This is a genomic window from Streptomyces sp. NPDC001415 (assembly GCF_053597395.1).
The window spans coordinates 144,366-165,309 of the sequence record NZ_JBSFIE010000002.1; the positions used below are offsets into that span (position 1 = coordinate 144,366).

The following is a 20,944-nucleotide window of genomic DNA, read 5'->3' on the forward strand; positions in this document are numbered from 1 at the left end:
AGCGGTCCCGCGCCGCCGGGCCGCTCCCCTGGGCGCCGGGGCCCAGGACGGGAGTGGTCCTACGACCCCGGTCCTCGGCCACCGCGTCTGAGACCATGGAAGCGTGCTGCATTTCCCGGGGGACGGCCCCTGGACCCCGGGCCGCGTTCCGGGGCAGGCCAAAATGACATTGCGAGGGTGTTCAACGTGACCGAGATTCCGCGCGGCACGCTGCAGGAGCAGACCTTCTACGAGCAGGTCGGCGGCGAGCAGACCTTCCGGCGCCTCGTGCACCTCTTCTACGAAGGCGTCCGCGAGGACCCGCTGCTTCGTCCGATGTACCCGGAGGAGGACCTGGGCCCGGCCGAGGAGCGCCTCGCCCTGTTCCTGATGCAGTACTGGGGCGGCCCGCGCACCTACAGCGACGGCCGGGGGCACCCGCGGCTGCGGATGCGGCACGCGCCCTTCACGGTCGACCGGGCCGCGCACGACGCCTGGCTACGGCACATGCGGACCGCCGTCGACGCTCTGGGCCTGTCCCCCGAGCACGAGCAGACGCTCTGGAACTACCTGACGTACGCGGCCGCTTCGATGGTCAACTCCGAGGGCTGAGCCGCCCACCAACCCCAGCCGCCCACAAACCCCACGGCTGCCCCAAAGCACCCTCGAAAGCTGCCCCTTCGACCGGAATTCGGTCGTCCGTGGTCGCATTCCGATCACGATCGGGCAAGTTGATACGGCAAGCGGTTTCCACGGCCCCATGCCCTCTGAAAGCATCTGGGCACATTTCGGGGGGATGGCCTAAAAGCCACCGAGGGGGGCCGTGTGCCGGGGTTCGTCTTTCTGCGGGTGCGCGCGCACCGGCTGCTGCTGATCGCGGCGCTGCTCGCGGTGCTGCTCACCACGTCGGTGCTCGCCGCCCTGGCGACGTTCTCCGGGTCCATCGGGGACGCGGCCCTGCGCCACACGCTGGCCACCCGGTCCGCCGCGCCCGCGGCTCTCGCCGTCAAGTCCGAGGTCAAGCCGGACCGGCGCGAGGCGGCGGCGGATGCGGTGCGCACCGGAGCCCGCGCCGTCTTCGACCAACTCCCGGTCACCACAAGTGAGTTGACCGAGTCCGGACCGTACGCCCTGCCGCGTTCCCTGCAATCGCCGGACGCCCGCGGCGGTGATCCCGACCTCACCCTGTTCGCCGCGATCGACCGCTCGCGCGTCCGCCTCACCGCGGGCAGCTGGCCCGCCGCCGACAGCTCCCCCGAGATCCAGGTCGCCCTGCCCGAGTCCGCGGCCGGACGGCTCAATCTGCGCCCGGGGGCCACGCTCTCGCTCACCGACCGGCTCGACGGCCCGGCCGTCACCGCCCGAATCACCGGTGTCTACAAGGCGGTTGACGTCTCGGACGCGTACTGGCGCCTCGACGACCTCGGCGGCCGCGGCATGCGCAAGCTCGACTTCACCACGTACGGGCCGCTGCTCGCCGACGGCTCGGTGCTCGCGGGCGGCCGGGTCAGCGCGGGCCAGAGCGCGTGGCTGGCCTCCGCCGACTTCTCCGGGATCGGCGTCGACCGGATGGACCGGCTCCGCTCGGCCGCCACCGACGGGCCCAAGTCCCTGGTGAAACAGCCCGTGTTCGGGGGCAACGCGACCGCGGTGACCTCGCTTCCGGAGATCCTCGACCGGGCCGAGCGCTCCCTGCTGGTGTCCCGCTCGACGCTGCTCATCGTGGCGCTCCAGCTGGTGCTGCTCGCCGGTTACGCGCTGCTCCTCGTGGCCCGGCTGCTGAGCAGCGAGCGGTCCGGTGAGACCGAACTCCTGCGGGCCCGGGGCGGATCGCGGGGCCAGATCGCCCGGCTCGCGGCCGCCGAGGCGCTACTGCTCGCGGTGCCGGCCGCGCTGGTCGCCCCGCTGCTCGCGGGCCCGCTGACCCGGCTGCTCGCCGGGCGGGGCGCGCTCGCGCGGGCCGGTCTCCATCTGGACACCTCGGCCACCTCCACGGTGTGGCTGGTCGCCGTCCTGGTCGCGCTCGGCTGTGCGGCCGCCGTGGTGGCGCCCGCGCTCTCGGCGGGCCGGCTCGGCCGGGGCGGCCGGGACGGGGCGCTGCCCGCGCCGGTCCGGGCGGGCGCCGACATCGGGCTCCTGGTGATCGCCGGGGTCGCCTACTGGCAGCTCGACCGGCAGACCTCCGGCTCCGGGGCGATCAACACCGACGCCTCGGGCGGCCTCGGCGTCGACCCGCTCCTCGTGGCGGCGCCCGCGCTTGCCCTGCTCGCCGGGACCGTCCTGGTCCTGCGGCTGCTGCCGCCCGCGGCCAGGCTCGCCGAGCGGCGCGCGGCGGGTGGGCGCGGGCTGCCGACGGCGCTGGCGGGCTGGCAGTTCAGCCGCCGTCCGCTGCGCGGCGCGGGCCCGGTGCTGCTCCTGATCCTCGCCATCGCGATGGGCCTGCTCACCCTCGGCCAGGCGTCGACCTGGAACCGTTCACAGAGCGACCAGGCAGACTTCCGCGCGGGCACCGACATCCGGGTGCTCGGCTCCACCATCAGCCCGCTGGGCCAGGCCGGTTCGTACGACGCGGTCCCCGGCGTCAGCGCGGTCGCCCCCGCCTCGCGCGGCTCGATGCCGCTGAGCGGCGGGCGTTCGGGCACCGTGCTCGCCCTCGACACCCGGCACGCGGACGGCTTCCTGCTGCGCGAGGACCTCGCGGGCCGGTCCGGCAAGGACCTGCTCGCCGCGCTCACGCCGAAGCAGGCCAGCCCGGCCGGTGTCGCGCTCCCCGAGGACACCGAGCGGATCGGCCTCGACCTGCGGCTGACCGGCGGCGCCCCGGGCGGGCCGCCGGGCACGGTGACGGCGACCCTGGAGGACCGCTTCGGGATGCGGTTCCGGTTCGCCCTCGGCAAGCTGCCGTCGGACGGCCGGCCGCACGCTCTCGGCCTCGATCTGTCCGCCGCCGCGGGCCGGCCGGCGGGACGCCCCGCCGGGCCCCTGCTCCTGACCGGCCTCGACGTGGTGCGCGGGCTGCCCGCGGGCGCGGCCGAGCGGCAGGCGATCGCCCTGGACGGGCTGCGCGCCACCGGCCCCGGCGGCAAGGAGACCTCCGTGGCCGTGACGTCGGCCGGCCGCTGGCAGGCCGACAGCCAGGACCTCACCGGCGAGACCAATTGGCAGACGGGCGAGGCGTCCGTCACCCGCACCGTGCGGCTCGCCGCGCCCCGTCCCGCGCCGCCCGCGCCGACCGCCGTCGCCGACGACAGGTTCCTTCAGTCCAGCGGCAGCAAGGTCGGGCAGACCATCGACGTGCCGATGGCGGGCCAGAGCGTCAAGGTGAAGCTCGTAGCCCGCCTCAAGCAGCTGCCGACCACCGGCAGCGGCGCGGTCGGGCGGGCCGCCGCGCCCCCGGTCGCCGCCGCCTTCGACGGCGGGGGGCTGCTGGTCGACCTGCGGGCCGTCAACCGGGTCCTCCAGGACAAGGGCGACGGCCTGCCCGCCACCGAGTGGTGGCTGGCCACCGCGCCGGGCCGCTCGGCCGCGGCCGTGGCGGCGCTGAAATCCCGCCCCGACGCCGACCCCGCGCAGATCGTGTCCCGTGCGGAGATCGCCAAGGAGCTGGGCGACGACCCCCTGGGCGCGGGCCCGCAGTCCGCGCTCGCGGCCGTGTCGATCGTGGCGGCGGCGCTCGCGGCGGTGGGCTTCTCGGTGAGCGCGGCCGGGTCGCTGCGCGAGCGGGGCCAGGAGTTCGGCGTGCTGCGCGCGCTCGGCACCCCGCGCCGCCAGCTCGCCCGGCTGATCGCCGCCGAACAGGGCGTGCTGATCACGATCGCCCTGCTGGCCGGGCTCGGCCTCGGCGAAGTACTGACCAGAGCGGTGGTGCCGCTGATCGTGCTGACCGACCAGGCGACCCAGCCGGTGCCCGCGGTCCTGGTCGAGCTGCCGGCCGGCCGGGTGGCACTGCTGCTCGCCGGGGTCGCCGCCGTGCCGCTGCTCATCGTCGCGGCGATCGCGCTGCGCCGCACCGACCCGGCCGTCACACTGCGGCACCAAGGGGGCAACTGACATGTCCGGCAAGGCAGTTGCGCCCTGGGTGCGCACCCGGCTGCGGACCACGCCGGGCGCCGCGGCGGCCCTCGCCCTCCTGGTCCTGCTGACCGCGTGGCTGGCCGCGGCCTACCCGCGCGGCATCGACACGTACGAGGACGACGGGCTGCGCCGCACCGTCGCCACGGCCGCGCCGGGTCGCACCGCCCTCCAGTTCGTCGCGGGGGCACCGGGTCTCGCCCTGTCCGACGAGCAGCGGGCCGCGCTGGTCTCCCCCGCGGAGATGCGGCGGCGCTTCGACGCGGTGGTGCAGAACGTGCCCGCCCCGCTCACGACCGACCTCTCCCAGTCGGCGTACGGGCTGCGGACCACCCAGAAGCTGGAGTCCGACGAGCCGTACCTGCCCCGGCCGCGGGGGCTGCCGCCGCAGTTCACCGTGGCCACCCAGTCGGACCTGGCCGCCCACGCGCGCCTGGTGTCGGGCCGGCTGCCCGCCGGATCGGCCGACCAGAAGTCGGCCGAGGCGGAGGTCGCCGTCACCGAGGCCACCGCCAGGACCTTGAACATCAAGGCGGGTTCGGTGCTGCACGTGGACGGGCTCGGCCGCCCCGAGCTGGTGTTCAAGGTGACCGGCATCGTGGCGCCGCTGCTGCCGGAGACCGGCTACTGGTCGGTCCTGCCGGTGCTCCGCACGCCCGAGCTGACGCCGGTGCCGGGCACCGACCCCGACCGCAAGAGGTACTGGCACGCCGGTCTGCTGCTCGCGCCGGGCGCCGCCCCGGCCCTGCTCGCGACCAACGGAAAACCGCAGGCGTACGCCCAACTCGCCACGGACAGCGCTGATGTGAATGCTCGTCAGTTCGATGACCTCAAGGCGGCGGTCGCGTCCGTGCAGAGCGGCCCCGCGCTCACGAGGATCCGCACCGTCTTCTCCGTCTCGACCACCGTGTACACCGAGCTGGACCGGGTGCTCCTCTCGTATGCGACGGTGCGCGACTCGATCACCCCGGTGGTCGCGGTCGCGGGCTTCGGCACCGCGACCGTGGCGGCGGTGGTGCTCCTGATGGCGGGCGGCCTCGCCGCGGCCCGGCGCACCGCCGAGCTCGCCCTGCTGCGGGCCCGCGGCGGTTCGCTGCTCCAGATCGCCGGCCGGCTGCTCGCGGAGAGCGCCGTCGTGGTGGTCCCGGCCGCGGCCCTCGGCCTGCTCCTGGCAGTGCTCGCCGTGCCGCACGGCCGCCTCGGCCCCGCACTCGCGGCGGCGGGCGGGGTCGCGATGCTGGGCTGCCTCGCCCTGCCGGTGCGCGCCGCCCTGACCCACCGCACGGTCAGCTCGGCCGCCGAACGCGCCGATCTCGTACGGGAGAAAGCCTCTCCGCGCCGCACGATGGCCGAGCTGACGCTGCTCGTTCTCGCGGCGGGCGCGGTATTCGCGCTGCGCCGTCGCGGCACCGGCGGGGGCTCCACCGACTCACTGGTCAGCGCGGCCCCGGTGCTGATCGGGGTGATCGCGGCCCTGGTCCTGATCCGGCTCTACCCGCTGCCGCTGCGCTGGGCGGCCCGCCCGGCGGCCCGGCTGCGCAGCACCGTCGGCTTCCTGTCGGTCGCCCGCGCGGGGCGCGCCTCGGGCGGCGGCGTGCTTCCGCTGCTCGCCCTGCTCACGGCGCTGACGACGGCCGCGTTCGGCGGCTCGGTCCTGGCGGGCGCCGCCGACGCCCGCGACCGGGCCGCGCTGTACGCGACCGGCACCGCCGCCCGCGTCGACAGCGACCTGTCCCTGCCCGGTGATCTGCCGGGACGCGTCGCCCGGGTCCCGGGCGTCCGGGGCGTCTCCCCCGTCCACATCGAGTACTCCGTCCAGCTCCCGGACGACGACAGGACCGCGGTCGCCGGCGTGGACCCGGACACGTACGCCAAGCTGACCGCGGGCACCGCACTCAGCGTCCCGTCCGACCGGCTCAAGGCACCGACAGGGGCTCAGGGCAAGGCGGTTCTGCCCGCCGTCGCCTCGCCCTCGGTGGCCCAGCGCCTCGGCAAGGAGCCGGTGAAGCTGCGCGTCGCGGGCTACGACGTGACGATCAAGGTGGTCGCCGCGCAGAACGGCTCGGCGGCCGTACCCCAGAGCGACTTCATCCTGGTGGACACCGCCGGTCTCGGCGCGAAGGACCCGACCGCGCTGCTCGTCGGCGGAACGTCCATCGACGCGAAGGCGCTGCGCAAGACGGCCGTGAGCGGCCATGTGAGCGTCCGGCTGCGCGCGGAGGCGCGGCAGGAGTACGCCGACTCGCCGCTCCAGAACGGTGCCGGCCGCATCTACGCGGCGGCCGTCGCCGCGGGCGCGGGCCTGGCCGTCCTCGCGCTGCTCCTCTCACTCCTTCGCGGCGCCCCGGAACGCTCCGCGCTCCTGGCCCGCCTTCGCACCATGGGCCTCACCCGCCGCCAGGGCCGCACCCTGCTCGTCCTGGAGGCGCTGCCGCCGGCGTTCCTCGCGGCGGTGGGCGGCGCGCTCACCGGCTGGGCGTCGATCGTGCTGCTCGCACCCGGCATCGACCTGGCGGGCCTGGCGCTCGCCACCAGCAGCACTCTGGCGCCGGTCGGCTCCGAGCTGCGCGCGGACCCGCTGTCACTGCTGCTGCCCGCCGTGTGCGTGGTGCTGCTCGCGGCGGGTGTGGCGGCCGCGCAGGCCTGGTGGAGCGGCCGCCGCGGATCCATCACCGAACTCAGGGCAGGAGACGCTCGATGACCACCACATCGCTCGAAGACCTGGAGCGCCGGGCCACGGCCCACCGCGACCGGCCCGCCTACGGCCACGACGCGCTGATCGCCTGCGACCGTCTGGTACGGGTCTTCACGACCGACGGCGTGGAGGTGCAGGCCCTCCAGGGTCTTGATCTCCTGGTCACCGAGGGCGAGTTGATGGCCCTGGTCGGGGCGTCGGGCAGCGGCAAGTCGACGCTGATGAACATCCTGGCGGGCCTGGACGTGCCGACGGCGGGAGCCGCCAGGGTGGCGGGCCGCGATCTGCTGACCATGGACTCCGGGGCCCGGCTCGGCTACCGCCGCGACGTGGTGGGCTTCGTCTGGCAGCAGACCGCCCGCAACCTGCTGCCGTACCTGACGGCGATCCAGAACGTGGCCCTGCCGATGCAGCTCAAGCGCGGTCTGTCCAAGCGCCGCAAGGCCGAGCGGGCCGACTCGCTCCTGACGATGCTGGAGGTCGCGCACTGCCGCGACCGGCGCCCCCATCAGATGTCGGGCGGCGAACAGCAGCGCGTCGCGATCGCGGTGGCGCTGGCCAACAGCCCGTCCGTACTGCTCGCGGACGAGCCGACGGGCGAGCTGGACTCGGCGACGGGCGAGCAGATCTTCGCGGCGTTCCGCACGGCGAACGAGGAGCTGGGCACGACGATCGTGATCGTCACCCACGACCAGGCCGTGGCGAGCGAGGTCCGTCGCACGGTGGCCATCCGGGACGGCCGCACCTCGACGGAGGTCCTGCGCCGCACCCAGGTCGACGAGGCGACGGGCGAGGAGTCCTTGGTGGCCCGCGAGTACGCGATGCTCGACCGGGCCGGGCGCCTTCAGCTCCCGGCGGAGTACACGCGCGCCCTGAGCATGGAGCACCGGGTGGCCCTGGAGCTGGAGTCCGACCACATCCAGATCTGGCCCGACGAGCAGTAACTCCCGTACGGGGCAGGGCAGTTGGGCCACGAGGCCCGGGTAGGCGTGACGCTCAGGGGTGTGAGGCGGGTGCGGCTCAGGCGGGTGTGACGCTCAGCCCGCCGAGACCGGCCCTGCGCAGCGCGACGGACCCGTACGGCGTGCGAAGGCGAAGCCATGGCCCGGAGGCGAACAGGGCCACCTGCTCGGGCGCGGAGGGCGCGCCCGCCGAGGCGAGTGCGCGGACGGGCCGCAGGAAGCCGAGCGACTGGGCCGCGTGCACGGCCCGCAGCGGCAGTTCGGTGGAGCCGAGCGTGCGGGACCAGATCTCGCGCCCGATCAGCTCGCGCTCGGCGCGGGTGCGCCGCTCCTCGGGCAGTGCCTCGTCCCGGGCACGGAATTCAGCGACGGCGGCCGCGACCGCGCCCCGCATCTGTTCGGGTTCGGGCAGCCCCGGCACGGGCCGCCAGCCGCCGCGCGGCGGAAGGACTCCGGCCCAGGGCGGCCCGGTGACGGCCTCGGGCACGTTCGTGCTGGCACTCAACTCATCGAGGGATTCGAGGAGTTCACCGGCGGAGACGGTCACGTCCAGGGCGACGGAGTCGTCCTGGAGCCGGGCCGTGCGGATCGCGAGCACCTCGAAGGAGGGCGGCCGGCCGAACACGGCGAGCGCGCCGCCGCCCGCCTGGAGGCGGACCGCGGCGGCGCGGTCGTAGTGGATCAGCCGGCCGAGGAAGGCGGCGAGATCCGCCGCCTCCCTGGCATCGTCGAACCGCAGCACGGCGTTCATGCCGCCGCCCGCTCCTGCCCGTCGTCGCGCGTGCCGTCGTCCAGGTACTCCCGGAGGAAGACCTTCTCCTCGGCGGTGATCCGCCGCGGCCGGCCCGCCGCCAGGTCGTAGGGCACGACGACGGTGGCCGCGGCGACGTACACCAGACCGCCCTCGCCGGGCTCCTTGATCTCGTACGCGATGGTCAGTGACGCCGCGCCGATCTTCGTCACCCACGACTCGATGATCACCGGCTCGTGCCGGTGGACCAGGGGCCGCTTGTAGTCGATCTCGTGCCGGGCCACGACGGACCCGCCCTGGAACGACGGCGACCCGTCGCCCGGCGCGAGCCGGAACATGAAGTCGATGCGGGCTTCCTCCAGGTACCGGACGAAGACCGCGTTGTTGACGTGCCCGAAGGCATCCATGTCCGACCAGCGCAGCGGGCAGCGGTAGATATGACGGGCCACTGACACTCAGCCCCGGGTGAGCTTCTTGTACGTGGCGCGGTGCGGGCGGGCCGCGTCCGCACCGAGGCGCTCGATCTTGTTCTTCTCGTACGACTCGAAGTTGCCCTCGAACCAGTACCACTTGGACTCGCCCTCGTAGGCGAGGATGTGGGTGGCCACTCGGTCCAGGAACCAGCGGTCGTGGGAGATCACGACGGCGGCACCGGGGAACTCCAGGAGCGCGTTCTCCAGCGAGGAGAGCGTCTCGACGTCGAGGTCGTTGGTGGGCTCGTCGAGGAGCAGCAGGTTGCCGCCCTCCTTGAGCGTGAGCGCCAGGTTGAGGCGGTTGCGCTCACCACCGGAGAGCACGCCGGCCGGCTTCTGCTGGTCCGGGCCCTTGAAGCCGAAGGCGCTGACGTACGCGCGGGACGGCATCTCGACCTGGCCCACGTTGATGTAGTCCAGCTCGTCCGACACGACCGCCCAGAGGGTCTTCTTCGGGTCGATGTTGGCGCGGGACTGGTCGACGTAGGAGATCTTGACGGTCTCGCCGACCCTGATGGCGCCGGAGTCCGGCGTCTCCAGGCCCTGGATCATCTTGAAGAGCGTGGTCTTGCCGGCGCCGTTCGGGCCGATGACGCCGACGATGCCGTTGCGCGGCAGCGTGAAGGACAGGTCGTCGATGAGGACCTTGTCGCCGAACGCCTTGGAGAGGTTGTTGACCTCGACCACGATCGAGCCCAGACGCGGGCCCGGCGGGATCTGGATCTCCTCGAAGTCCAGCTTCCGCATCTTGTCGGCTTCGGCGGCCATCTCCTCGTAGCGGGCCAGACGCGCCTTGGACTTGGTCTGGCGCCCCTTGGCGTTGGACCGCACCCACTCCAGCTCTTCCTTGAGCCGCTTGGCGCGCTTCTCGTCCTTGCGGCCCTCGACCTTCAGGCGGGCCGCCTTCTTGTCGAGGTACGTGGAGTAGTTGCCCTCGTACGGCAGGGCGCGGCCGCGGTCGAGCTCCAGGATCCACTCGGCGACGTTGTTCAGGAAGTACCGGTCGTGGGTGACGGCCACCACGGCGCCCGCGTACTTCGAGAGGTGCTGCTCCAGCCAGTTCACCGACTCGGCGTCGAGGTGGTTGGTGGGCTCGTCGAGGAGGAGCAGGTCCGGGGCCTCGATGAGCAGCTTGCAGAGCGCCACGCGGCGCTTCTCGCCACCGGAGAGGTTGACCACGGGCCAGTCGCCGGGCGGGCAGCCCAGGGCGTCCATGGCCTGCTCCAGCTGGGCGTCGAGGTCCCAGGCGTTGGCGTGGTCCAGGTCCTCCTGGAGCTTGCCCATCTCGTCGAGCAGCGCGTCCGAGTAGTCGGTCGCCATGAGCTCGGCGACCTCGTTGAAGCGCTTGAGCTTGGCCATGACCTCGGCGGCGCCGTCCTGGACGTTCTCCAGTACGGTCTTCGACTCGTCGAGCTCGGGCTCCTGCATGAGGATGCCGACGCTGTACCCGGGCGACAGGAAGGCGTCGCCGTTGGAGGGCTGCTCCAACCCCGCCATGATCTTGAGAACGGTGGACTTACCGGCACCGTTGGGGCCGACCACACCGATCTTCGCGCCGGGCAGGAAGTTCAAGGTGACGTCATCCAGGATCACCTTGTCGCCGTGCGCCTTGCGCGTCTTGCGCATGGTGTAGATGTACTCAGCCAAGAGAAACCGTCCGGCAGATCGATGGGTGGGCAGATACACCCCATCTTGCCTGACGGCTACCCCTGGGGGGAAACCCGTATCACCGGGCACCCCTGACCTGCCCGCTTGTCCTGCCGTCCGCGGGGTGGCCCGGTATGACGAAACGGCCCCGGTACGCGATGCGCACCGGGGCCGCCGCCCGTCACCGGGCACTCACTCTGAGCTCGGAACGTGCTCCTGCTGAGCTCAGCTTCCTGCTCTTACCGCTCGCTTACTGACCGGCGGCCTTCTTCTTGCGGAGGAAGAACACCGCGCCGCCACCGAGCAGCACCAGGGCGATCGCCGAGCCGGCGATCACCGGGGTGGCGCTGGAGCTGCCGGTCTCGGCCAGGTTGGTGCCGCCGTTGGTCCCGGTCGAGCTGCCACCGGCCGAGGCGGGGCTGGGCTTCGAGGACGGGGCCGGGCCGGTGCCCGCCGTCTTGCAGTCCAGGACACCGGAGAAGTGCTGGCCCGCGATGGTGAAGTCGTACTTCTGGTCCTCGGCGACGGGGAACAGAACGGACTTCGAGCCGCCGGCCGGAACCGTCGCGATGGTCTTGCCACCGACGGTCACCGGGAAGGCCTCGTCACCCTTGTTGGTGACGGTGATGTCCACGCCGCCCTTGGCGCAGTCCTTCTTGACCGACACGGCCGGGATGGCGCCCTGCTTGGCCCAGGTCACCTTGGCCTCGGCGTTGACCGTCGAGTCGCTGGAGCCGGCCAGGATCTGCGTCTGGCTCTTGGAGTCACTGGCGAACGCGCGGCCGACGGGCACCTGGGTGGTGGCCGACAGACGCAGCGAGCCGGCGCCCGGCTGGGCGGCCGCGGGCACGTCGAAGAAGAGCTGGCTGCTGTTGGCGGCGGAGCTTACGGTCTTCCCCGCCTTGTCGACGATCTTGACGCCGGCGGCCTGGAGCTCCTGGGACGGCGTCACCGTCACCTTGTCGGCGTTGGTGTGCACCGTGACCGGGCCGAGCTTCTGACCGGCCTTGCCCGCCACCGACGCGCCGTCGAGCGTCAGGGAGGCCTTGGGCTCCTCGACGACCTTCGCGTTCTTGAACAGCCAGTCGGCCAGGGTCTGCGCGTCCTTGTCGGCCGCGTCGACCTTGACGTGGTCCGAGTAGCGCCAGATCGCGACCTGGGTGGCCGCGGCCGCCTCGCCGTTGCTGAGCTTGCCCGTGACGCCCGCGTCCTTGGCCAGCTGGCCGAGGTCGTTCTTCTGCGGGTAGGAGTTCTCCAGGATCCAGCGGATCTTGCCGGCGTCCTTGTTGTTCGCCAGCGAGGTGCCGTTCCACGGCGTCTCGCGGTACTGGGCCTCGCGCTGCGTCGGGTTGTGGATGTCGATGCAGTACGTGCGCAGCGTGCCGCCGCCGTCGACGTTCATCCGGAACAGGCCGGCGGAGACCTTCTCCTGGTAGCCGTTGTCACCGGTGATGACGGCACCGGCGAACGAACCGGGCTCCAGGCCCTGGATGGTGGCGGTCGCGCCGCCCTGGCCCTGCTGGTCAGGCGTGTCCGCGACGGCCGCACCGGCGCCGGCTATCGCACCGGCCGCGACGAGTCCCGAGACGGCTGTGGCGGTGGCGAGGCGCAGAGCACCCCGCTTGCGGGCGGTACGCCCGTGAACGGCTGAAAACACAGAATTCCCCTTCGGGCGAGGCACTTTCGCATGTGATGCGCGTGCACAGAGGTGCGCGTGGGGGAAGTGCCTCACCGGCAGACTCAAGTGCCCCGTGAGTACGCGGGAATCCTAGGGATACGGAAGTCAACGATCCGCAGCGATGCCATCAGATAAGCATTCTGATTCGGAATCGTTATCCCGAAGCACGTGTGGCGCCTGGTCTTATCGACAAATCACCGGTACAGAAAGGGAGTTTCGGGACACCTTCACTGCTCAACCATCTTTTCATTCCCCTTCCCCCGTTCCTCAAGTGCCCCCGCTCAGGCGCCCATCGCGGCGGTCGCCGGAGCGGTGGAAGTGGCCGATTCCCATACCACTGCCGGGACATCATTGGCCGAAACCGGCCGGCCTCCGCCGGACGGTGCCGGTGCGCGGCCGGGCGCCGGGCCGCCCTCCGCGCCCTGGGCCCCGGCCCGTTCGACCGGTCCCGCCTCGCCCTTGAACACCCGCCGGAACGCCGTGGTCCCCCGCGACATGTCGTGCCCGATCGCCACCGCGTCGACGTCCGCCGAGAACCTGCGCGGCCCGTCCCCCCGCTCCTCGTCCCGCACCTTCAACCGGCCGTGCACCACCAGCGGTTCGCCGATCGCTACCGAGCCCGTCAGATTCATCCCGAGCGCCCGCCCCGCCCACACCGTGTAGAAGCTGGTGGCTCCGTCGACCCAGGACTGCTTCTCCCGGTCGAAGCGGCGGGCGGTCACCGCGAGCCGGAACCTCGCCGCCCCGCCCGTCGCCGATTCCCGCCACTCCACCTGGGTGGCCACATTGCCGACCAGCGTCACCATCGTCTCGTTCACTGCCCTCAACCCCCGTACTCGATAGAACCCGTGGGCCCGGTCCCTCGTACGCGGAGCGGGAAAGGGGCAATGAAAAGCCCCGCCCGGCCCGGCACCCGATCGAACCCTTGCGCTGTCGATCTCCATGCTGGACCGGACGGGGAGTCCCTGCCGGAGCCTGTGGACTACCGCCCCGCTGTGGAAAACCCGCTCACCCGCCCGCCCCCGCCACCACCGCGTACTGCTCCCGCACCTCCCGGTACCGCAACAGCTCCGTGGCCACCGGATCGAGCACCTTGGCCCGGCCGCAGGCCGCCGCCGCCTCCCGGAGCCGGCGTTCGGCCTCCTGGCCGTAGCGCCGCCCGGGGCCGCGCGCCGCCACCGCGCACGCCCACTCCACCAGCGGCCCGCCGACGATCCCGCCCAGCATCACGAACGCGGGAACGATGAGCCCCGGCTGCAGCACCCCCACGATCTGGCCGAGCAGCCAGAGCCCGCCCACGACCTGAAGGCCCGTCATGAACATCTGGACCAGCACGGCGGCCGGCCACCAGGGCGGCCGGGGCGAGGTGCCGCGCTCGACGTCCTCTCGTACAGCGAGTTCGTCCAGGGCCTCGGGGAGCCCCTCCGCGCCGCGCACGGCGGCCTCGCGCACGGCCTGCGCCCAGGGTGCGGGCAGCCCGGAAGAGGCCTCGTCGGCGACCATACGGACCGCCTGCTCGACCCGCTGACGTGCCGTGACCTGCTCCTCGACCTGGACATCGGAGCCCGGACGCTGCACGGCCGGGACGCGGAGCCGGCCGCACCAGCGCCACAGCCGCAGCCACGGAGTCCCGCACGCGCGCTGGGCACCCCGGCGCCACTCGCGTTCGGCGGCCTCGCCCGCGGCCGAGGCGCCGACCGCCGCGGCGAGCCGGTCCGCGAAGTCCTTGCGGGCCCGCTCGTCGAGCCCGGGCCGGCCGGCCGCGACGTACAGCGGGCGCAGTTCGGCGGCGGCCGCGTCCACGTCGGCGGCCAGGCGGCGGGCCGCGGCGCCGCGTTCCTGTACGAACCGGCCGAGCTGCTCGCGGAGTTCGCCGACGCCCTTTCCGGTCAGCGCGGACACGGAGAGCACCGAGGCGCCGGGCTCGCCGTGTTCGCCGAGCGCCATGCCGTCCTCGTCGAGCAGCCGGCGCAGATCGTCGAGCACCAGGTCGGCGGCCTCGCCGGGCAGCCGGTCCACCTGGTTGAGCACGACGAAGCTGACCTCCGCGTGCCCGGCGAGGGGGCGCAGATAGCGCTCGTGGAGCCCGGCGTCGGCGTACTTCTCGGGGTCCACGACCCACACGATCGCGTCCACGAGCGCGAGCACCCGCTCGGCCGCGTGGCGGTGCGAGACGACCGCCGAGTCGAGGTCGGGGAGGTCGACGAGGACCAGGCCCTCCAGGTCGCCGCCGTCGCTACCGGCGCTGTCGAGCGGGCGGCGGCGCAGCCGGCCGGGGATGCCGAGCCGGTCGAGCAGCCCGGCGGCGCCGTCGGTCCAGCTGCACGCGATGGGTGCGCCGGTGGTCGGGCGGCGCAGCCCGGTGTCCGAAATCTGGCTTTTGGCAAGGGAGTTGAAGAGAGTGGACTTGCCGCTTCCGGTGGCGCCCGCGATGGCGACCACGGTGTGCCGCGCGGAGAGCCGCTGGCGCGCGGACGCCTCGTCGAGCACCCGCCCGGCCTCGGCGAGCGCCTGGGCGTCGAGCCGGGTGCGGGAGAGCCCGACCAGTTCGCGCAGCGCGTCGAGCCGGCCGCGCACCGGACCGACGTACGGCCCGCCGATGGGCTCGAACTCGTCCTCGGGTTCCTCCTCCTCGGAGTCGGGTGTCAGCTCGCCGGGCTCGGCGGCGCGCCGCGCGATCAACCCGTCCGCCCAGCGGTCCTCGGTCTCCTGCGTCATGCCGCTCTCCTCTCCTTCTGCACCAGGGACAGCGCGGCGATCAGACCGGCCTGCGGCTCGGGCGTCACCTCAAGGACGTCCAGCGGCGCGAGCCGGCGCTCGCGTTCGGCGCCGAGCACATGGTCGATGTAGGCGGTGACGAGCTCGCCGCCCTTGTCGCGGAGCCGCAGAGCGGCCTGGGCGCCGATCCGCTCGGCGAGCCGTTCGCCCGCCCGGCTGGCCCGCCGCCCGCCGAGCAGCGCGGCCGCGAGCAGCGCCGCCACGTTCTCGGGGTCGGGGGCCAGCGAGCGGTCCATCTCCCCCACTTCCTCCTCGGCCATCTCTTCGAGCACCCGCCGCCAGCGCCGTACGGCGAGCCCGATCCGGTCCTCCGGGTCCGCGTGGCGTACGTCGTTGTCGAACCGCCCCGCGGCCGGCTCGCGCGCCCACGCCTCCCGGACCCGCTCGTCCGCCGCGGCCGCCGCGCACCGCAGCAGTTCGGCGAGGCTGTCCACGAGGGCGTCGAGGAGTTCGGTGGAGGAGGCGCCGCCGGGGTGGGCGCGCCAGCGGGTGAGCGCGTCCCCCGCGAGCACCTGGCCGGCCTGCAACCGCCGCCGGACCCGGGCGCCTTCCTTCGCGTACGCGTCCTCGACCGCTCCGGTGAGGCGTACGGCGGCGGCGTACTGGGCGGCGACGGCCGAGGCGAGCTCCGGCATCCGCGCGTTGAGCGACTCGATCGCGCCCGACGCGGTACGGAAGACGGCCTGCTGGCGGGCGGCCGGGTCCTGGCTGCGGTGGATGAGCCAGGCGCGCAGCGCGGCCACGGCGGTGGCGGGCAGCAGCCCGTGCGAGGCCCCGGCGGACTCGGGCAGCTCGGGCACGGTGAACCGCGGCACGTCCCCGAGCCCGGCCTTGGCGAGCAACGCCCCGTACTGCCGTGAGACTTCGGCGAGGACCGGATGCGGCACCCGGTCGAGCACGGTGACGAGCGTGGCGTCGTACTCCTTCGCGGTACGCAGCAGGTGCCAGGGCACCGCGTCGGCGTAGCGGGAGGCGGTGGTGACCATGACCCACACGTCGGCGGCGCAGATGAGTTCGGCGGCCAGGATGCGGTTGCTGACGACCAGTGAGTCGATGTCCGGCGCGTCCAGGAGCGCGAGCCCGGGGGGCAGCGTGGTGGCGGTCTCGACGCGTACGGCCCCGTCGTCGTCCCCGCCGGGCAGCTCGTCGGCCTCGGCGTCCTCCTGCTGCTGCGGCAGCCAGACGCGAGTGAGTCCGGGCAGCACCCGCGCCCCCGCGAACCAGTCCTTGTCGTCGGGGTGGCATACGAGCACAGGAGTACGGGTGGTGGGCCGCAGCACCCCGGCCTGGCTGACCCGCCTCCCCACAAGAGAGTTGACGAGCGTGGACTTCCCGGCCCCCGTGGACCCGCCGATCACTGCCAACAGAGGCGCTTCAGGATCTTTGAGCCGGGGCAGCAGATAGTCGTCGAGCTGTGCGAGCAGTTCGCTGCGCGTCTGGCGGGCGCGTGGAGCACCCGGCAGGGGCAGCGGGAGACGCACGGCGGCGACACTGTCGCGCAGGGCGGAAAGTGCGTCGATGAGCTGAGGCCGTACGTCCAAGGTCACCACATGCGAAGAATGCCCAATTTTGCCGCCTTTTTGAAGCGTATGGCCACTTCCGCGCGCGTCCATAGGCCGCCAGGACATGCCGAACGGACACAAGGGACACATGGGACGAGTGGGACGCAGGCATAACGAGTACACAACACCCTGCGCCACGAGCGTCAAAAGCGCTGCATGATTCGCACCTGCCTGCGATTATCGGTTCGCTTCACCGAACCTCCACATCGTGCCACGCAGGTGAAGCAACCGGGACGAGGTGACAGGAGCCCTATCCTTGTCCCGGCAAGGTCATCGGCCCGGGACCCGTCCCGGACCTCCGCCCTTGCCCGCCCGGGGCTCCAGGCCGCCGAGGCCCCATCCGGCCCCCGTAGCTCAGTGGATAGAGCAGGCGCCTTCTAAGCGCTTGGCCGCAGGTTCGAGTCCTGCCGGGGGCGCCCAGGTCCACCAGGCGTTCGGCCCTCCTTCGGGAGGGCCTTTTTGCTGATCGGAGCACCATACCGGGCGGGCGGTAGCACCCGCGTAAGCGCCGGGCCGGCCCCTGGTGGGTCCCGGGCGGGTGTGGCGCTGTCCGGCTGTCACCGGGTTTCTGCGGGTGGCCACGGAGAAACGGAGAATACGCGGAGGAGTTCTCCATGATCTTGGTCATCCCGCCTCAGGGATCCTTCGCAGGGTCCGCTGCCCAACCAGCCGCATCAGCCGCACATCCAGGGCGCCCACGCCCTTTTTGACCTGCGCCTATTCAGGATGATAGGGGCTTACTGAACAGTAACTCCTTTAAGGGCAGCGCCCCTTGGGTGAACACGAGCTGCCGGAGCGACCGACGCCCCGCCACGAGAAGGCGGCCAAGCTCACATCTACCTCAAATCTCTACTCGCCGGTTGACCCGGCCCGCAGGAGTACACGATCATCACGTGATCCTCCGAGGGAGGACCTGGCACACGCTTGATTATGAGAAGTTTTAACGGACGCCGATGCCAAAGCGTCCGAACGGGGGCAGAGCATGAAATTTCTGATTCTTGGACCACTGGAGATAGAGACTCAAGACGGCCGGCAGGTAGCGCCAAGGGCCCTCAAGCTTCGCTCGCTTCTGGCCTATTTGTGCGCCCACAGCGGGGAAGTCGTTTCAACGGCTCGACTTACTGAGGCTCTCTGGTCGGGCGCACCGCCCCGGACCGCGCCGACTGCCCTGTACGTCTACGTTTCCAAGCTGAGGCAATACCTCCATTCACTGGGGCTGGACGGCACTGCGATGATATCCACTCAGCCCCCCGGATACCGCTTCAACCTGGCCGGCCACGATCTCGATCTGCGAGAATTCGAGAGTCTGCTTTCCAAGGCTGAGGAGCTCAAATCCCTCAACTGCGACGAAAAGGCCTCCGAGGTACTGAACTCCGCAATATCTCTCTGGCGAGGACGAGCCGTTGAGGACCTGCGCACCATCCCGGCCTTCGACACCCTCGGCCAATGCCTGGATGAGCGAAACGCGTTCACCCATATCCAGCGCTTCGAAATCGAACTCGAACTCGGGAACCACAAAGGAATAATCAGCGACATCTACTCGCTTATCGCCAGGAATCCAACCTGGGAGATCCTCTATGAGTACCTCATGGTGGCGCTCTACCGCTCCGGCCGCACCGTCGAGGCTCTCGCGGCGTACGGGCAGATCCGAAAAGCCCTGGTCCAAGAACTCGGAGTCGAGCCCGGGCCTCGCGTTCAACGTCTGCACCAGGCCGTTCTTTCTCACGACCCGTCCCTCAATCGGGATGCGGATTTGCTGAGGCTTGTACCGTGAAGGGCTTCCTGTGGCGTCGCAACGGCATCGCAGAGCGAGTTGACTAAATTCGACGCCTCGGGCGCAAGTCTGCTCGCGCTTCCGGTATCTCAGTTGCTCGGCCACGGCCGGCTTGCCGGGTGACACGAGTCGTTCGCGCCAGACCGCCACGTGGAGTGGGGGGCGGCTGATGCCCCCAGCCCACCCCGGTAGACAGTGTCAACCGTCGTGGTAGACACTGTCTACCGGGAGGTGCCACATGGACGGCGATCTGAGAACCCGGCTGTTGGCGTGCGCCATGGACATCGTGTCGGAGGACGGCATTGAGGCAGTCTCACTCCGGGCCATCGCCCGTCGAGCAGGGGTTTCTCATGGGGCTCCGCTGCGTCACTTCCCCGGACGCGCCGCGCTGCTGTCAGCCGTTGCCGCGGAGGGGTACCGCATGTTGGCCGCGGAACGCCAGCGCGCGATCGACGATTGCGCAGCAAGCGTCACCGCCGCAGAGCGGTTGCACGCCGCAGCACTTGCTTACGTTCGGTTCGCGGTTGAGAACCGGGGCCTTCACGAGCTGATGTCACGCGAAGATCTACTGCTTCCCACAGACCCGATGTTGAGCAAGATCAGCCGATCCTTCTTCGAAGAGTCGGTCGAACTGGTCGCGGCTAAACAATCAGAGGGAAACTGGCACCGAGGGACCGATGAGCGACTACTGACTTCCGCCCTGTGGTCGGCCCTGCAGGGCTTCACCCGCCTGTGGCTGATCGGTTCCATCACACGCGCCTCTCATTCCGAATCGCTGGAGGACGCCCTCGGCGTCGCTCTCGAAGCTTTCGGTCTCACGCCAGAATCCAAGAACTGACAGCCACCGACATCAAAGGAACAAGGTGCTGCTCCACGCTGCCGTGAGACTGGTGGCCGCCCCGCTGGCTCGCCTGATCTACCGACCTGTAATCGAAGGCAGAGAGAACGTCCCACAACAGGGCCCCGTCATCCTCGCTTCCAACCACCTCTCATTTATCGACAGTGTCGTCATCCCCTTGGTGGCGCCGCGCCCGGTCGCGTTCCTGGCAAAAGCTGAATACTTTCGGAAGCCCGGCCCTACAGGCCGAATGAAAGCTGCCGTGTTCGCGGCGCTCGGCGCTGTTCCCGTCGAACGCGGAACCCACCGCGCGGCACAGGACTCTCTGGAGTTGGCACGCAGGATCCTGGCCGACGGTCAGGCGTTTGGGATCTATCCGGAAGGAAGCCGATCCCGCGACGGAAAGCTCTACCGGGGCCGTACTGGGGTGGCCTGGCTTGCTTTTTCTTCCGGCGCTCCAGTCGTACCCGTCGCCCTGATTGGCACCGACCGGATCCAGCCCGTTGGGGCTCGCATCCCCCGGATCCAGCGAATTACAGTCCGCTTCGGCGAGCCATTGCAGCCTTCACAATCGGACCCGTCGATCCCTGCCGCTCAGGCTCGGCGGATGGTCACTGATGAGATCATGAGCGCCATCCAGGACCTCTCCGGTCAGGAACCGGTAACCCACTACAATGAAATACTTCCGGCGGCATAAGATTGAGCCCGTGAGAATATTCTTCGCGGGTGGGCAGCTGACCGACTGGCCCCCTTTTAGCATCACTAATCGAGGCCCCGCGCGGGGCGCGCCACAACGTGGTGCCCGCCCCGGCCTTCAACGAGTACGCGGCCCGCGAATCGACAACCAGACACTCGACTCGCCGGCCCTCATCACCTTGGTGCAGGGATGACGACCAGCCCGACCACAGGCTCGGAGGTGCTGCTGAGCGCACCACGCGCCGACTCCTTCACGGCCTTTGGCCGCCGAGTGGAGATCTGGGTGGCGCACATCGACACCCGGCCCGGCACCGGCACCGGCACCGGCACCGGCACCGGCACCGGCACCGGCAGTCTGTCGTCGAGGGAGCTCATCTCGCGTGCGGACGCGGAGCAGGCGGCACGCATCGGCACTCCCGGCGGGAGGATGCGGTTCACGGCCGGGCGGGCTCTCGCACGCTGGGCGCTTGCCGCGCACTTGGATTGCCGCCCCGCCGAGGTCCCGCTGGCCACAGGTCGGGGCGGCAGGCCCGAACTGGCTGCCCAGGGGCGGCAGTTGCGCATGCGTGAACAGAACCCGGAAGGCATCGACTTCAACCTGTCGCACTCTGGAGACCAGGTCGCGGTCGCTGTGGCGCACGGGGTGCGGGTGGGGATCGACATCGAGCGCGTCATCGACCGGGGAAATGCCGCCGGCCTGGCGAACCGGGTGTTCTCCGAGGCAGAACGCGGGCTCCTGGCTCGCACCCCACCACCTGGCTACCTGGTCCGCTGGTATCAGATCTGGACCATGCGCGAGGCCTATGTGAAAGCGCGCGGCACCGGTCTGAGCGGTATCGCGGCCGAGTTGCCAGACCCCGGAACGGCGTGGCTCGCCCATGTGGTGGGCGCGGCTGCACCGGGCTACGCGGCCACCGCGGTCGCCTGTCGCGAAGATGGCCGTACGGAAGGCTGTGGCGAAGTCCGCGAAGAAGGCTTGGATCGGGCACTTCCGCGCGCAGGAGCCGGCACTCACTGAATCCGAACCGCAAGGGCAAGAG

General features: G+C 71.4%; 15 protein-coding genes and 1 tRNA gene. 9 read left to right on the plus strand and 7 right to left on the minus strand.

Features of this window, described 5'->3' with window-relative positions:
* Nucleotides 1-186: 186 nt before the first annotated feature.
* The 4 genes from ACWC2B_RS02855 to ACWC2B_RS02870 all read left to right on the plus strand — a co-directional run bounded on the left by ACWC2B_RS02855 (nucleotide 187) and on the right by ACWC2B_RS02870 (nucleotide 7,689).
* Complete coding sequence (locus ACWC2B_RS02855; protein WP_450714639.1) at nucleotides 187-591, plus strand: globin; 405 nt, start codon at nucleotides 187-189, stop codon at nucleotides 589-591.
* Nucleotides 592-804: 213 nt separating this feature from the next.
* The gene (locus ACWC2B_RS02860; protein WP_450714640.1) at nucleotides 805-4,029 is read left to right on the plus strand and encodes an FtsX-like permease family protein; all 3,225 of its coding nucleotides are present in this window, start codon (nucleotides 805-807) and stop codon (nucleotides 4,027-4,029) included.
* A 1-nt stretch (nucleotide 4,030) separates the two neighbouring features.
* Nucleotides 4,031-6,751, plus strand: a complete 2,721-nt coding sequence (locus tag ACWC2B_RS02865) for an FtsX-like permease family protein (protein ID WP_450714641.1) — start codon at nucleotides 4,031-4,033, stop codon at nucleotides 6,749-6,751.
* Complete coding sequence (locus ACWC2B_RS02870) at nucleotides 6,748-7,689, plus strand: ABC transporter ATP-binding protein (protein WP_450714642.1); 942 nt, start codon at nucleotides 6,748-6,750, stop codon at nucleotides 7,687-7,689. Before ACWC2B_RS02865 ends, ACWC2B_RS02870 begins: the two co-directional genes overlap by 4 nt.
* Before the next feature lie 76 nt (nucleotides 7,690-7,765).
* Here ACWC2B_RS02870 and ACWC2B_RS02875 read toward each other — a convergent pair whose 3' ends face one another.
* The 7 genes from ACWC2B_RS02875 to ACWC2B_RS02905 all read right to left on the minus strand — a co-directional run bounded on the left by ACWC2B_RS02875 (nucleotide 7,766) and on the right by ACWC2B_RS02905 (nucleotide 16,575).
* Nucleotides 7,766-8,458, minus strand: coding sequence for a hypothetical protein (locus ACWC2B_RS02875; protein WP_450714643.1), 693 nt, complete (start codon nucleotides 8,456-8,458; stop codon nucleotides 7,766-7,768).
* Nucleotides 8,455-8,907: an acyl-CoA thioesterase gene (locus ACWC2B_RS02880; protein WP_450714644.1), complete on the minus strand. Its 453-nt coding sequence runs from the start codon at nucleotides 8,905-8,907 to the stop codon at nucleotides 8,455-8,457. The genes ACWC2B_RS02875 and ACWC2B_RS02880 overlap by 4 nt, the downstream gene beginning before the upstream one ends.
* 6 nt (nucleotides 8,908-8,913) lie before the next feature.
* On the minus strand, nucleotides 8,914-10,578 hold the full coding sequence (gene ettA, locus ACWC2B_RS02885) for an energy-dependent translational throttle protein EttA (protein WP_450714645.1): 1,665 nt from the start codon (nucleotides 10,576-10,578) through the stop codon (nucleotides 8,914-8,916).
* Between the two features lie 250 nt (nucleotides 10,579-10,828).
* On the minus strand, nucleotides 10,829-12,235 hold the full coding sequence (locus ACWC2B_RS02890; protein ID WP_450714646.1) for a Cys-Gln thioester bond-forming surface protein: 1,407 nt from the start codon (nucleotides 12,233-12,235) through the stop codon (nucleotides 10,829-10,831).
* A gap of 302 nt (nucleotides 12,236-12,537) precedes the next feature.
* Nucleotides 12,538-13,074 (minus strand): single-stranded DNA-binding protein, encoded by a 537-nt coding sequence (locus tag ACWC2B_RS02895; protein ID WP_450714647.1) that lies wholly within the window; start codon nucleotides 13,072-13,074, stop codon nucleotides 12,538-12,540.
* A 190-nt stretch (nucleotides 13,075-13,264) separates the two neighbouring features.
* Nucleotides 13,265-14,974: a GTPase gene (locus tag ACWC2B_RS02900; RefSeq protein WP_450714648.1), complete on the minus strand. Its 1,710-nt coding sequence runs from the start codon at nucleotides 14,972-14,974 to the stop codon at nucleotides 13,265-13,267.
* Nucleotides 14,971-16,575, minus strand: a complete 1,605-nt coding sequence (locus ACWC2B_RS02905; RefSeq protein WP_450714883.1) for a dynamin family protein — start codon at nucleotides 16,573-16,575, stop codon at nucleotides 14,971-14,973. Before ACWC2B_RS02905 ends, ACWC2B_RS02900 begins: the two co-directional genes overlap by 4 nt.
* A 364-nt stretch (nucleotides 16,576-16,939) precedes the next feature.
* On the opposite strand from ACWC2B_RS02905, the gene ACWC2B_RS02910 reads away from it, so the two are divergent.
* From ACWC2B_RS02910 to ACWC2B_RS02930, 5 genes are all read left to right on the plus strand, one after another.
* Nucleotides 16,940-17,012, plus strand: a tRNA-Arg gene (locus ACWC2B_RS02910).
* Nucleotides 17,013-17,578: 566 nt separating this feature from the next.
* Nucleotides 17,579-18,370 (plus strand): AfsR/SARP family transcriptional regulator, encoded by a 792-nt coding sequence (locus ACWC2B_RS02915; RefSeq protein WP_450714649.1) that lies wholly within the window; start codon nucleotides 17,579-17,581, stop codon nucleotides 18,368-18,370.
* A 238-nt stretch (nucleotides 18,371-18,608) separates the two neighbouring features.
* Complete coding sequence (locus ACWC2B_RS02920) at nucleotides 18,609-19,208, plus strand: TetR/AcrR family transcriptional regulator (protein WP_450714650.1); 600 nt, start codon at nucleotides 18,609-18,611, stop codon at nucleotides 19,206-19,208.
* Nucleotides 19,209-19,233: 25 nt separating this feature from the next.
* Nucleotides 19,234-19,905 carry a lysophospholipid acyltransferase family protein gene (locus ACWC2B_RS02925; protein WP_450714651.1) on the plus strand — a complete coding sequence of 224 codons (672 nt, stop codon included), beginning with the start codon at nucleotides 19,234-19,236 and terminating at the stop codon, nucleotides 19,903-19,905.
* A gap of 189 nt (nucleotides 19,906-20,094) precedes the next feature.
* A complete protein-coding gene (locus ACWC2B_RS02930) occupies nucleotides 20,095-20,922 on the plus strand; it encodes a 4'-phosphopantetheinyl transferase family protein (protein WP_450714652.1) in 828 nt (275 codons plus the stop codon).
* Nucleotides 20,923-20,944: the final 22 nt, after the last annotated feature.